Here is a 13,872-nt window from a genome sequence, read left to right as displayed (position 1 = left end):
CCCAGATGTTCCGGCCACCGCCAGACCATGGGCCGACTTGACGTGATCAGGGGGTAGGCTGTCAACTCTTGTGTGATTGAAGTTCTATCTCTCCACACAATTGACCTGCTTTGGAGGTCCAATTGAGGCCACTCGGATAGCGGTGCCTTTACATTAACAAGTATCTTCATAATATCGCCAAAGTTGTTCACCATTGCGGTTGTAAGACCGAGAGGTCGAATTCAGAAGCATCTGGTAATGAGAGACACAGATGGGTTTTACAGAAGCAGTACGCACCTGTTTGCGAGACAAATATTTTACGTTTCAAGGACGGGCTTCACGGTCTGAATATTGGTATTTTATACTTTTTATGTGGGTTACGTGGCTTGTATTGATAATAGTTTTCTTGTCCCCAGGGCTTTGGATGGGGTTGGTTGAAGCCATGATTTCCGGTGGACCAAGTGGTACGGAGTACATCGTGGCCGCCTTTGTCGTGATCGTCTCAATTGCCCTGTGTATTCCCATGTTAACGGCTTTGGTCCGTCGGCTTCATGACTGCAATCTTTCAGGTTGGTGGGTATTGGTCATGATTGTTATTGGATTGATCCCGGTTGTTGGTCTGCTCGCCAGTATTTTCACAACCATTGCATGGTTCGTGATTTGTGTCATGAAAGGTACCGTTGGAGCCAACAAACATGGGGAAGACCCATTGCAGGTTCAAAAAGGTGCCGAAGTTTTCGCGTGAATTGCAATTGAATCTCTCCCTCAGATACGTAGCTTTGATTGCAGTCTGTCTGGTATCGACGCCAGACATCGCCCCGGCGCAGGCTGCGGGCGATACAGTTATTCTGGAAACGCTGAATCCGCCACGTGGGGACGAAGCACAGGAATATCTGGATCTGTCGCGCCGAAAGAGGCTACGAGCGCAGGTCGACTACGTTGTCGAAGTTGAAGGTGATCTGACCAGCGGGGAGATCGCAAAGCAACCAATTGATAGGCGGCGGGAATACCAGCCGATACTGAACCTGAACGGGTTCGGGGTGGTGTTGGCGCTGATCCTGATCGGGGGGTTGCTGTTGCTTTGGTTGAAGTTTGGTGGCTCTGGCACATTGCTGTCACGCGAGCCGCAAGATGATAAACCCGATGGGCCGGCCCCTAAGGCGTGGAAAATCAGTGATGAAGATCTGAAGCTGGACGGTCGCAGCCTGCTGGCGCGGATTGCGGCAATGTCGGACCGTACCGAGGCGATGATTTTATTGTTGCGGCACAGTTTGTTGGCTGGGGCAGGAGCAACCCAAGTGCGTTTTGCGCGGTCTGATACCGAACGTAGTGCCATGGCGCGGTTGCCCAAGTCCTGGCAACATCATCAGGCTTTGAATGTGTTGCTGCAGGGCACAGAGCTGGCCCACTACGGTGGGCGCGTTGTGAGTGAGGCGGATTTTGACCGCGCTCTGAAAATCGGACAGGCAATATTGTCGGGGGCGCGGCATGGCTGAGGCGATCGGTAAAGCTCGAGATGGCGGCGCAGGCGTGATGCCCGTTGTGATTATCGTTGTGTTACTTTTGGGTGGGCTGTTTTTGATGACGCAGTTGAGCTTGGCTGCGCGGGACCGGGCTCTGGATCGCTCTGCTATCGGAATGGCGGGCTTATCTGGATGGTTGGTGCAGAATGAGGTGCCTGCGCGATTGGCACATTCACGCATTCACCCGGCGCTGGAGGACCTGAGTCTACGGGTCTTGCCGCTCTATGACTTGGATTTGGAAAGCTATGCGAGGGATCCGGAAACGACGGAAGAGTTGTTAAACCGCACAGATCTACGGGATCTGGAATTAGAGACTTTTGAAACTAAAATCGTTGAGATGCCAACCGTTGTTTTACTGCCGAAGTGGCGTGGCGCAGCAGCGGAATTAAAGTTCCTGCACGAGCAGATGCTGATCCCACCAAAGGCGCAGCAATCTTTGCTGGGACAGATCGGATTGGCGGGTGTGCGGCTTCAACAGGATGGGGCAGAAATGTCGTCGATCCGCGAAGGCGATTCCGAAGTGGCTTTATTTCATATGCAGACTTTTGTTGCTGCGACGCTTCCAAGAGATTGTACTCCCATCCTGACAGCGGGGGGGGATCCGCTGGCAATTCGCTGCGTGCGCGAAGAGGAATATCCGATTTATTTTGTGGCTGATCCGGACCTATTGAACAATCACGGGTTGGGATTGGCGGATAATGCTGCGTTCGCGGTGTCCTTGCTTCAGGATCTACGGGGAGAGACTGAAGCGCCGATCTACATTGACATCAGCCCGGACCTGTTGACCACGGTGGACCGCAGCGAAGAGCGGCAGGATTACGAACGTGGCGGTGAAGAGCTCTCGCGCTTCCTGCAGTATCCGTTTTCGATGTTCTGGGCGGTTTTCCTGATTGTGGCGGGGGTGACTTATTGGCGCGGCGCGCTGCGATTTGGCCCGGTAGCACGTGGAGACGATCGGGCCTGGGATCAATCGAAAGAGGCGGCCATTGCGGCCAAGGCACGGATCCTGCGCCTGTCGGGTAATGATGGCGCGATGGTGGCGGATTTTGTTGCTGCGCAATTACGAACACTGAGTACCGACGTTTTGGGCCATGACCAGCCCGATGATGGTGGGCAGCGGTTTTTTCGGGTATTGGCGCGGCGTGACAAGCAACTGGCCCATGATCTCTCATCAGTGGCTGAGGTGCTGATCACACAGGCGACCCGAATGTCGCCGCGCGATCTGGACCGTAATCTGAACAATTATCATTCTCTATTGAAGAAGGTGGTGGAACCCAATGGATCTATCTGAATTTCAATCACTTGCAACCGCCATCCGCACCGAAGTTGGGCAGGTGGTTCAAGGCCAGGAAGAGCTGATTGACAACCTGTTGATCGCGCTGTTTGCACGTGGACACTGTTTGATCGAAGGAGCGCCCGGCACGGCAAAAACGCTGGTGGCGCGTTGCCTTTCACAGGTGGTGGATCTGGAGTTTGGCCGAGTGCAGTTTACGCCCGACCTGATGCCCAGTGATGTGCTGGGTGTGAACCTGTTCAGCTTCGAAACCAACGAGTTTCGTCTGACCAAAGGGCCAGTGTTTACCGATATTCTGCTGGCGGATGAGATCAACCGTGCCCCGCCAAAGACGCAATCAGCGCTGTTGCAGGCGATGAACGAGCGTGAAGTGACCATCGACGGTACGCATTATCCGCTGGGGCAGGACTTCTTTATTGTGGCGACGCAAAACCCGATTGAACAGCATGGTACCTATCCCTTGCCGGAGGCACAGCTGGACCGCTTCCTGTTCAAACTGCTGGTGGATTTCCCGGATCGGCAGACCGAGATCGATATTCTGACACATCACTCCACGTTGCCCCTTGGGGCGGATAGTGGGCGTACCGCGCTGAAGCAGGTATTGAGCCGGGCCAAGCTGCACGAAGGCCATGATTTGGTGGCTTCGATCCGGCTGGATGCGACGATTTTAACCTACATTGTCGATCTGGTCCGAGCGACGCGCGGAGATGGCGACATTCAGCACGGCGCCTCAACCCGGGCGGCGGATGCGCTGGCTGGCGCGGTGCGTGCCAAGGCAGCATTGGACGGGCGCGATTACGCAATCCCTGACGATGTGCAGGCCTTGTTTGCGCCTGCATTGCGCCACCGGATTGTGCTGGGACCAATGGCAGAAATTGACGGTCGCACCAGCGATGATGTGCTCGCCACAATCCTGAACCGCACAGACGCGCCCCGCTGATGCGTCCGTCGCGCCGCCTTTTGATCTTGGTGTTGGCGCTGGCTGCCCTGACTTTTGGCCTGGGGCTGTCAGTCGAGAACCGCGCCCTATGGGTGGCGGTAATCTGGGGCGCGATGGTTCTGGCGTGTCTTGTGGATCTGTTGCTGTCGCACAGTGCGCGAAATTTCTCCGTCAGCGTCGATATGGTGTCATCTGGTTTTGCGGGACGTAAGGCGATGCTCGACCTGAATATAGGTAGTACCAAGGGACGACTGCCGCCACTGCTGACCTTGCGACTAAGCCACGGTCCGCTGTTGGCACCGCAGCCTGAGACCTCGGAGGCCATCAGCGAGACGAAACAAAGAGAAGTGAAATTGCATTGGCCGATTGATCTGCTCAAGCGCGGGCAAGGGGCGGTGACGCAGCTATCGGCCTGTTACGCCTCGCGTCTTGGTCTGTTCGAGGTGTTGCCGCGCTGGCCACTGAACTTGCCGGTTGACATAGTGCCGGACATATCGCCAGTGACCTCGGGTGAGATCATGACGCAGATGTTGCCGTTGCTGGATGGTATGAAAGACATGTCCGTGCGCGGGCAGGGGTCTGAGTTTCATCAGCTGCGCGAATTTCAGGCGGGGATGGATCCGCGTTCCATTGACTGGAAACGTTCGGCGCGACTGCGCGAGATGGTGGCACGGGAAACCCGGGCCGAGCGCAATCATCAGATTATCATCGCCGTCGACAGCGGACACCTTATGGCCGAACGGGTGGGGAAACTGTCGAAGCTGGACACCGCGATCAATGCAGCACTGGCGCTGACCTGGGCCGGGGGGCTGGGGGGTGACAATGTCGGGTTTTATTCCTTTGACGCAAAACCCGGTCAGTTTTTGCCGCCACGACCGGGGCGGCGGGCCTTTGGTCAGATACAGGCGCATAGTGCGGCGCTGGAACAATCGAGCGTAGAGACCAACCATACTTTGGGTCTAACGCAGATGAACCAGAAATTATCGCAGCGCTCATTGGTGGTGGTGTTTTCTGATTTTGTCGACACGGTCACGGCCGAGCTGCTGATCGAAAATCTTGCGGTGATCCGGCGGCAGCATCTGGTGCTCTATGTGGCGCTGCGCGACCCGGCGTTGAAACGGCTCAGCCAGCCGGAGCAGGCCGGGATGAACGCGGTGGCGCAGGCGGTGTCGGCGCAGCAGCTTCTACGCGAACGAGACGAGGTGATCGACAGGCTGCGGCGGTTAGGAATTCTATGTCTGGATACCGAGGTAGCGGGTGTGACACCCGCGCTGATCTCGCGTTACATGGATATCAAGGCGCAGGGGATGATTTGATGACGAAGACGAATGCATCAGATATGATCCGGTCTGCCCGGTTCCGTGCCGAGCGCGAAGCCAGTTGGAAAAGACTGGAGGGGCTGGTTGCCGAGGTGGAAAAATCCGGCACCGCCGCACTTAGTTATGGACAAGCGTTAGATCTCGCCAGTCTGTACCGTCAGGCAATGAATTCGCTTTCGGTGGCGCGCTCGATTTCGATGGACAAGTCGTTGTTGTTGTATCTCGAGGCGCTGTGCGCACGGGCTTACTTGGTAATCTATGCGCCTCAAGAGAGTATCACTGGTGCGCTACAACGATTGTTTGTGACTGGCATTCCGCAGGCGGTGCGCCGATCCGCCATTCCGCTGGTGATTGGCTTTGCCGCGATGATGATTGGCTGTTTGGTGGGCTATCTGCTGTTTCAGCAGGATCCCAGTTGGTATTTCACCTTTGTCCCGCCCGAATTGGCCGATGGGCGCGCGCCGGGGGCGAGTGCGAGCTATTTGCGCGATTCACTTTACGACACAGATACCCGGGATGGTGAAAGTTTAGGGGTCTTTGCCAGCTTCTTGTTTTCGCACAACACACGGATCGCAATCTTTATCTTTGCGCTTGGGGTGTTTGTCGCGCTGCCCAGTTTTGCGCTGACGTTTTATAACGGTGTGCTGCTGGGGGCCTTTGTGGCGCTTTATGCCGAGGCAGGGTTGGGTCCGGATGTTGTGGCGTGGTTGTCGATCCACGGGGTAACAGAGATTTCTGCGATTTGTGTCGCTTGTGCCGGTGGGGCCAAACTGGGCCTTGCGGTGCTAAACCCGGGCAGCCTTACGCGTCGTGCAGCGTTGAAAGACGCTAGCCATGATGCGGTGAAATTGGCCATATTGGCGGGGCTCATGCTGATTGTAGCAGCCCTGGTCGAAGGTTTCTTGCGTCAGTTGATACAGGATATGTGGCTGCGATTGGTTATCGGTTGGGGCCTCGGGCTGTGCTGGATGCTGTGGTTGGCCTTGTCCGGTCGGAACCGGGAGTCAGGCCAATGATCGGACGCAAGGCCGAGCTGCTGCCGCCGGAGGGCGTACCGATTGCCTTTGAGATCTCCTCGGCTGGATCTCGGCTTGGAGCGCAGCTTTTGGATATTCTGATCACATTTGGCGGGATGTTCTTGCTGTTTGTGGTGCTGATTTGGATGGGTGTGTTTGATTGGGGGCTACTGGCAACACTGTTTTTCTTGCTGACCTTCCTGATCCGCATCCCCTATTACATTTTTGCTGAACTGGTGTGGAACGGACGCACGATTGGCAAACGCATTGTTAAGATTCGGGTGGTTTCAGACAATGGCGGGAGGTTGACGCCGCATCAGATTGTCGCGCGAAACCTGATGAAAGAGGTCGAGGTGTTTTTGCCGATTGCGACCTTGTTATCGGGGCAGTTCGATACATCTTTGACCGGCTGGATGTTGTTTTTCTGGATGGTGGGGATCTTGTTAGTGCCACTGTTGAATAAACACCGCCAGCGTTTGGGGGACATGATCGCCGGCACGTTGGTGGTTGATCAGCCGCAACTGGTTTTGATGCCTGACCTGAGTACGCGGTCGGCCACGAAGGGCAATGGTTTCGTCTTTGATACAGGGCAGTTAGGGGTTTATGGGCGGTACGAGTTACAGGTGCTGGAAGAGATCCTGCGATCCCGGCCTCAGAGTCTGGAGCAAACCAAACGAATGCAAGAGGTGGCCCGTACCATTGTGCGAAAGATCGGTTATCAACAACGGTTGCTGCCAAATGACTATTGGAATTTCCTCAATGATTTTTACCGCCAGCAGCGCGAGTTTCTGGAGAACCGCCATCTGTTTGGCGACACGCGGGAAAACAAGTTCCACGATGTGAAGGCCGCTGGCAAAGAAACGTGAAGGGGCGCTTACGCACCCCTCCGGTCTGCAGCGGTTTTGATGCCAGTCTCGAGAATATCGAACATCTGGTTGATCTGATCCGCACTCATGATCAGAGGCGGCGAGGTGACACACATGTTGATCAACGGGCGCACGAGCAATCCGCGTTTCTGACATTCCTCGTCGATCAGTGCGCCAATAGCATAGTCTTGATCCAGCAAGGCGTCTTTGCTGCCATCAGCAGAGCATTCTACACAGCCCATAAAGCCCATACCCCGCGTGTCAACGACGATATCGATGTCCTGCAGCGAGGACAGTCTTTCCTGAAACAGGGGTGACAGGGCCTGAACATGCTCTAGCAGCCCATCACGCTCGATGATCTCCATGCTTTTCAGGCCCGCAGCGGCGCTGACTGGGTGGCCGGAGTAGGTGTAACCGTTTGAAAATGTTGCACCCATGCCGGTCAGATCAGCGATCAGGCGGTCGGAAACGATGGCCGCCCCCATTGGGACATAGCCCGAGGTCATGCCTTTTGCACAGGTGATGATGTCAGGTTGAATGCCAAAGACATCCTCAGACGCGAACCAATGGCCCAAACGACCAAAAGCGGTGACAACTTCGTCTGAAATGTAAAGGACATCGTGGCGGTGGCAGACCTCCAGGCACCGCTTGTGATACCCCTTGGGCGGCACGATCACCCCGCCCGAGGCCAGAATCGGCTCTGCGATGAAAGCGGCAACCTTATCCGCGCCCAGTGTCAGGATGGCGTTTTCCAGATCGGCGATTTTTTCGTCCAAGAAGGCGTCAATCGATTGTCCGTCTGACCGGTGTAGCGGGTTCACGTTGGGCAGGAAGTGGCTGAGGTGATCGGCCTTATCGAGCCAGAGACGATCACGTTCTTTGCCGCTGACACTGGCAGCTAGATAGGTGCTGCCGTGATAGGCTTTTTGCCGTGAGATGATGATCTTTTTCTCGGGCCGGCCCATCAGGTTGTTGCGGAAATGAACAAAGCGAATGGCGGTGTCGACTGCCGTGGATCCGCCCGTGGTGAAGAACACGTTGTTCAAGTCGCCGGGTGCGCGACGGGCGATTTCATGGGCAAAGCGCGTGCTGATGGAACTGGTGTTGTTGAAGGGCGAGAAATAGGCCAATTGTCGTGCTTGATCAGCCATCGCGTCGGCGATCTCCTCGCGCCCGTACCCAACCTGCACGCACCACATTCCAGCGGGACCATCCATCAGGCGTTCACCGCGATCATTGCGGACATAGATGCCTTCGCCCCCTTCGATATAGGCTCGGTCGTTCTGGCCAAGCGTTTCCATGCCTTCCCACGGGTGAAAGAAGTGCTCGTTGTCCCAGTTGGTGTTGTGCGCGGTCATTGGCTATCTCCTTGCAGCCATGAAAATTCGGAAATTTGTCGAGGGTCACGAAGTGGGATGTCAGATCATGGCCAAATAGCTGTGGTAGAAGGTCAAAATCCCCCACTCCATGTCTGACAAAGGCCCTGGTTCAAATCGGTGCGAATTGACGCCTTCCTGATTGTGGCGAATGATCCGCTCGTCATCGAGGGAAGTGACATGCCAGAGCCAGGTCAGATCGTCCTTGTTGTAATCTATGCCTTCCTCGGCATCGCCACGCACATACCAAACAATCTGGATATCTGTTTCCTGCAACGATGTGGGTACAAAGCGGTAGCCGACAACGTGATCTGCATAGATCAGGAAGTTGTTCAGCGGCCCGATCTGCATATCGGTGGCACCTCCATCAAAACCGGTGAGCGTGCCCAAGAGCGGAGCCAGGGGTTGGCCATCTTTGCTGCCGGTTTGGTAGCCTTCGAACAATGGGTAGCGTCGCCAATACACATCTGCAGCAGGGCCAGCAGAGTCTGTGCCGGTTTGATTGACCTCTTCGGTTTTCAGCCCGATCGCGCAGGACCGTTCTTGCAGCGGTTCAAGCAGGCCTTCCATTTCAGCAGGGTCTTTCAGGCTATGGCTACGCGAATACTCCTTATGCGAGGGGGCGCAGTGATAGCATTCCATGTAGTTTTCCAACGCCAGTTTCCAGTTGGCAGGCACGGGGTATGATGCCTCATGCGCAACCTTCACATTGGCAAAGTCGAAGGGGGCCGCATGGGTTTGCAGCTCTGACAAACCGGCGTCAATCGGTGGGGCATCTTCTGAGGCGCAGACAAAGATCAACCCTTCGAAAATGCGGATCTGCGCCGGGAAAAGCCCGTATTTCGATGGATCAAAATCTGGACCCATGGCGCGGCCACCACGGAGCTTGCCACTTAGGTCAAAGGTCCATGCGTGGTAGGGGCAGGAAAACACGCGGGCGTTGCCCTGCTTTTCTGTGCAGACGCGCGACCCCCGGTGGCGGCAGACATTCATATGTGCGCGCACTTCACCCTCGCGGTCGCGGACTACGATGATGCTTTCCTTGGCATAATCGAACAGGAAATAATCACCGGGATTGGGGATCTGGCTGACGTGGCCAACCCAGATCCAGCTGTGGTTCCAATAGGCCTTGATATCGTGCTCGTAGACATCCTGAGACGTGTAGAAATGCCGGGGCAGGGCAAACCCGTCCGGTTGATTATCAACCAAGTCACGCATCAATTGCAGATCATCTTGCGCCATCACAGCACCTCGTCCATTTCTAAAGAGATTATTTCGCGGTGGAAGTATTGTTGCTCCACCTCTTTCGGGTCGCGTTCGAAGTCGCGTGCGGCCTGATGGCCTGCAAAGATGGCATCAACGATCAAACCGGGTGAGGCAGCATCACCGATCAGTTCCAATGTGGTCAGGTCGAGATTTTGCAATGCCTTGTAAAGCGCGGTTTCCCGGTGGCGTTCAGTGACGAGTACCGCCGATGCGCAGTGCACTTCAGTATTGCGGCCGGTGAAAGTGCAACTTAGTTGCGCACCATTGGGTGTCAGGTTTGTGAGCGACTGGTTGCAGCGGATGTCGATGCCAAGCTCGATCAGCTGCGCCTGAATGCGGTGTTGTTCCAGCGTGTTTGCGGTGAAGCCGGAGACCAGACTGTCGGGGGTGGCAAAGATCACTTCGCGCCCCTCTTTCGCCAGTTTTTCAGCGATGACACCGGCCAGATAAATCTGATCGTCATCGAAGATCAGGACAGGGCCCTCCGGAGACTGCGCGCCAGTCATGATGTCATCAGGTGTCAGGATGTGCGCATTTGGTGCGATCTGTGGTGGGTGCCGTTGCGTGCTGCGCCCAATTCCGTCAGCACGCCATGTTGCACCGGTGGCCACAAAGACATGCTTGATGCCCAGTTCTGCAACCTGTTCAGGATCCAGCTTACTGTCAGTGAACATCTGCACATTCGCGCGTTGTCTCAGGTCATTCAGGCGATAGTCCATCACCCGTGCCCAGGCATTCAAACCGGGCAGTTGGCTTTCGCGCAGGACACGGCCTCCAAATTCTGATCGTGCTTCGGCCAAGGTGACGCCGTAGCCGCGTCGGGCTAATTGCATGGCACATTCCAGCCCGGCAGGACCTCCACCAATAACCAGTGTGTCGGTGTCGGACACTTGGGGTGCAATTTTCTCTGGGTGCCAGCCACGCCGCCATTCTTCGCCCATGGTTGGGTTTTGCGTGCAGCGGATGGGGATACCAATGTTGTCGGAGGCGACGCAAATATTGCAGCCGATGCATTCGCGGATCTCGTCGATGCGACCTTCTTTGATCTTGGTTGGGATGAAGGGATCAGCAATGGAAGGACGAGCGGCCCCGATCAGATCGACGATTCCCTTTTTCACCATCGACAGCATCATATCGGGCGAGGTCAGGCGGCCCACGCCGACGACAGGTTTGTTCGTGACCTGCTTTACGTAGGCCAGATAGTCATTCTGATACCCATCTTGTGATTGGAACCGTGTGGTGGCCGAGTCATTCGACCAGTCAGCGACATTCACGTCCCACAGATCGGGCAGGTCGGCGAGCAGTTCGACAACAGCACGGCCTTCCTCAGCCGCTTGCATCCCGTCGGGGCCTTGCATTTCATCGATGGCAAAACGGAGGGCAACGGCGCAGTCGCCACCCGCAACGTCGAGTGTATCTTCCAAAAGTTCACGGGTCAGGCGGACGCGGTTTTCCAGTGATCCTCCGTATTCGTCACTGCGCTGGTTCATGTGCGGTAGCATGAAGTGCTGCGCGATGGTCATATTGTGTCCTGCATAGACATAGATGATGTCGAACCCAGCGTCTTTGGCGCGCTTGGCCGCATCACGGTGCCATTGACGTAGATTGCGGATGTCAGCCTTGTCCATCGCGCGCGCCTGTTTGGGTTGCGCAAGATCAATAGACATCTCAGATGGGGCCAGAACGGGCGCGCGGCTGATATGGTTTTGCGCATGATTTCCGTTATGAACCAACTGTATGGCAGCAAGTGCATCATGTTTATGCACCGCCTCTGTCATCAGGCGCAGTGCAGGAACATCGCGGGCATCCCATAGACGGCCTTCGGCAAATGGTCCAAGATCAGACGTTGGGTGAATCTCCGTTTCCTGATTGGAGACCACGGCCCAGCCACCTTCTGCTTTCATGCCTCGCACACCGGCATCAGCGCGGGGCCGGACATGCCCCAGACCGGTGCAGTGGGGCACCTGATAGAAGCGGTTCTTGGCCGTTACCGGACCAATTTTAACCGGTTCAAATAGCAGGCCATATGGATTTGCGTCAGACATTCGCGCGCATTCTTTCGTGTTTGGAGAGAGGGAACCCTGTCCGGGTTCCCCGTATTCAAGTTGAGATTAGAAGCCGGCTTTGATCCGCTCGAACTCGCTCAGCATCTTTGCTTCAAGTTCCGGATTCACCGCATCAAAGAACAGGCTACCATCAAAGAAGGCCTTAGGGTCATCGAAGCCATAAGCCTCAATCGTGGCTTGATCCGAAATTTCAAACGCCTCTGCGTTCGAGTGCGGATAACCCCAGTTTTCGATGATGTACTGACCACTGGCCGGTTCCGTCAGGGCGTTCAACAGATCATAGATCTGATCTTCGGGCGTGGTCGAGGATTTCAGGTGAACATAGCCGCAAACCCAAGTCGCAATCCCCTTGTCGATGTCGCGCATCATCTTGGCAGGCACTTCGTTCCAGATCAGGTTCAGCTCGGATTGGTTCCAGGCCCAGCCCATTTCAATCTCGCCACTGGTCATGGCCTGATCCAGTTGACCAGCGTCTGACCAGTAGAAGCGGACGTTTGGGTGAATCGAGCGCAAGAAATCCGAGGCTTGTTGGAACTGCTCATCGCTCAAATTGGTGTAATCCGCGCCATTCCCTGTGGCCAAGGACGCCAACGCATAGGCTGAAGACGCCGCATCGGGGATGGCGATTTTTCCGGCATAGGCAGGGTCTGCGAGTAGCTGGATCGACACCTGATCATCTGCAATTTTGTCGGTGCGATAGATCAATCCGGTGTTGCCCCATTCAAACGGCAGCATATAGAGGTTGCCGTCGATCACGATGCCATCGACCTCTTTGATCTCTGGCAAAAGCGCCGCCCAATTGGTCAGTTTGCTTTCGTCCAATGGTTGGATCAGATCGGCAGCCACCCATTTACGCACAGCATCCGAGCAGGGATGCGCCAGATCGGCACCAAAGCCGGAGGTCAGCTTGGTAAAGGCCTCTTCGACGCTGCCGAAGTAGGAATAGGTCGGGGATTCGCCATGTTTTTCGACATAAGTGCCAAAGAATCCCGGATCCTCGTACCCAGACCAGTCAAAGACGGTCAGGTCTGCCCCCCCGGCGTTTGCAGTGCCGGTACAAAGGGCGGTTGTGATGGCGAAAGCCGTTAGTGTTTGCATTTTCATTGTTAGTCTCCCGTTGGATTATTGTTTGTCTTGTCCAAGATCGATGACAGATGCGCCCTGAACCCCAAGCCAGACCTTGTCATCACGTTGAAAATCGACTGTGTGAAAATAGTTCGGCACCGAAACAGAGATGGGTTTTTCGAAGGTTTCGGTTTTGACGTGATAGTGAACGTTCTCGCCGTAGAAGGCGACGTTGCTGACCGTGCCTTGAAGAGTCGCGGGATAGTCCGCGGGTTTGTCGGGCGAGATTTCCAGCTGTTCGGGCCGAATGCCAACGATGATGTTTTTAGCGCGGTTGGTCACGTTCGGATTCTTCTCGATCTCGATTTTACCAAAGGCGGCCATGTCCACGGTCATGCTGGTCTCTGCTTGCTCGTTCTGGACCGCCGCGGGCAGAATGTTCATCTCACCGATGAAGCTGGCAATCTCGCGGTTGCAGGGGCGGGCATAAAGCATGGTGGGGGTATCCACCTGCATCAACCGCCCTTGGAACATGACACCAATGCGGTCGGACATGGTCATCGCCTCGTACTGGTCGTGTGTGACCATGACAAAGGTAATGCCCAGAGATTGCTGCAGGTTGCGCATCTCGAACTGCATCTGTTCGCGCAGTTTCTTGTCCAAGGCTGACAGTGGCTCATCCAGCAACAGAACCTTGGGCCGCATGATCAGGGCGCGAGCTAGGGCGACCCGTTGGCGTTGCCCGCCGGAAAGCTCAGTCGCACCACGTTTTTGCAGGCCGCCAAGTTCCACCATCTCAAGCGCTTCGGCGACGCGTTCTTCGATCTCGGGTTTGGCGACCCGACCGCGTAGCCCATAAGCCACGTTGTCCCCAACATTCAGATGCGGGAAAATTGCGTAGCTTTGGAATACCATATTGGTTGGGCGTTTGTTGGCGGGCACACCGTCCATGCTGACCCCGTCGATTTCAATATGCCCTTCGCTGGGCTCCTGAAAGCCGGCAATCATCCGCAGAACAGTGGTTTTGCCGCAGCCGGAGGGGCCGAGGAGAGAGAAGAACTCGCCCTCTTTCAGTTCCAGATTGATCCCGGTTGCGGCGGTAAAACTGCCATAGCGCTTTTCGACACCGCGCAACTTTATGATATTGGTTTCAGTCATGATA

General features: G+C 55.6%; 12 protein-coding genes. 7 read left to right on the top strand and 5 right to left on the bottom strand.

What is annotated here, in order from left to right; translation table 11 throughout:
• Positions 1 to 250: 250 nt before the first annotated feature.
• Genes ROA7450_RS14295 through ROA7450_RS14265 form a run of 7 tightly spaced genes read left to right on the top strand, consistent with a single transcriptional unit; the run spans position 251 to position 6,937 of the window.
• Entirely contained in the window at positions 251 to 724 is a 474-nt protein-coding gene (locus tag ROA7450_RS14295; protein ID WP_085806535.1) for a DUF805 domain-containing protein, read from the top strand.
• Entirely contained in the window at positions 705 to 1,475 is a 771-nt protein-coding gene (locus tag ROA7450_RS14290; protein ID WP_085806534.1) for a hypothetical protein, read from the top strand. The genes ROA7450_RS14295 and ROA7450_RS14290 overlap by 20 nt, the downstream gene beginning before the upstream one ends.
• A complete protein-coding gene (locus ROA7450_RS14285) occupies positions 1,468 to 2,793 on the top strand; it encodes a hypothetical protein (RefSeq protein ID WP_085806533.1) in 1,326 nt (441 codons plus the stop codon). The genes ROA7450_RS14290 and ROA7450_RS14285 overlap by 8 nt, the downstream gene beginning before the upstream one ends.
• Positions 2,780 to 3,736, top strand: a complete 957-nt coding sequence (locus tag ROA7450_RS14280; RefSeq protein ID WP_085806532.1) for an AAA family ATPase — start codon at positions 2,780 to 2,782, stop codon at positions 3,734 to 3,736. Before ROA7450_RS14285 ends, ROA7450_RS14280 begins: the two co-directional genes overlap by 14 nt.
• A complete protein-coding gene (locus ROA7450_RS14275; protein WP_085806531.1) occupies positions 3,736 to 5,052 on the top strand; it encodes a DUF58 domain-containing protein in 1,317 nt (438 codons plus the stop codon). The genes ROA7450_RS14280 and ROA7450_RS14275 overlap by 1 nt, the downstream gene beginning before the upstream one ends.
• Complete coding sequence (locus ROA7450_RS14270) at positions 5,052 to 6,071, top strand: stage II sporulation protein M (protein ID WP_085806530.1); 1,020 nt, start codon at positions 5,052 to 5,054, stop codon at positions 6,069 to 6,071. Before ROA7450_RS14275 ends, ROA7450_RS14270 begins: the two co-directional genes overlap by 1 nt.
• A complete protein-coding gene (locus ROA7450_RS14265; RefSeq protein WP_085806529.1) occupies positions 6,068 to 6,937 on the top strand; it encodes an RDD family protein in 870 nt (289 codons plus the stop codon). Before ROA7450_RS14270 ends, ROA7450_RS14265 begins: the two co-directional genes overlap by 4 nt.
• A gap of 8 nt (positions 6,938 to 6,945) precedes the next feature.
• On the opposite strand, the gene ROA7450_RS14260 is transcribed toward ROA7450_RS14265, so the two are convergent.
• The 5 genes from ROA7450_RS14260 to ROA7450_RS14240 form a co-directional block, all read right to left on the bottom strand.
• Complete coding sequence (locus ROA7450_RS14260; protein ID WP_085806528.1) at positions 6,946 to 8,295, bottom strand: aminotransferase; 1,350 nt, start codon at positions 8,293 to 8,295, stop codon at positions 6,946 to 6,948.
• A 60-nt stretch (positions 8,296 to 8,355) separates the two neighbouring features.
• The gene (locus tag ROA7450_RS14255) at positions 8,356 to 9,555 is read right to left on the bottom strand and encodes an aromatic ring-hydroxylating oxygenase subunit alpha (protein WP_085806527.1); all 1,200 of its coding nucleotides are present in this window, start codon (positions 9,553 to 9,555) and stop codon (positions 8,356 to 8,358) included.
• The gene (locus tag ROA7450_RS14250; protein ID WP_085806526.1) at positions 9,555 to 11,624 is read right to left on the bottom strand and encodes an oxidoreductase; all 2,070 of its coding nucleotides are present in this window, start codon (positions 11,622 to 11,624) and stop codon (positions 9,555 to 9,557) included. Before ROA7450_RS14250 ends, ROA7450_RS14255 begins: the two co-directional genes overlap by 1 nt.
• Before the next feature lie 66 nt (positions 11,625 to 11,690).
• A complete protein-coding gene (locus tag ROA7450_RS14245; RefSeq protein WP_085806525.1) occupies positions 11,691 to 12,749 on the bottom strand; it encodes an ABC transporter substrate-binding protein in 1,059 nt (352 codons plus the stop codon).
• Between the two features lie 18 nt (positions 12,750 to 12,767).
• Entirely contained in the window at positions 12,768 to 13,868 is a 1,101-nt protein-coding gene (locus ROA7450_RS14240; RefSeq protein WP_085806524.1) for an ABC transporter ATP-binding protein, read from the bottom strand.
• Positions 13,869 to 13,872: the final 4 nt, after the last annotated feature.

It is taken from the genome of Roseovarius albus, assembly GCF_900172335.1.
Taxonomy (GTDB): Bacteria; Pseudomonadota; Alphaproteobacteria; order Rhodobacterales; family Rhodobacteraceae; genus Roseovarius; species Roseovarius albus.
This window is presented reverse-complemented; position numbering and strand designations above follow the sequence as displayed.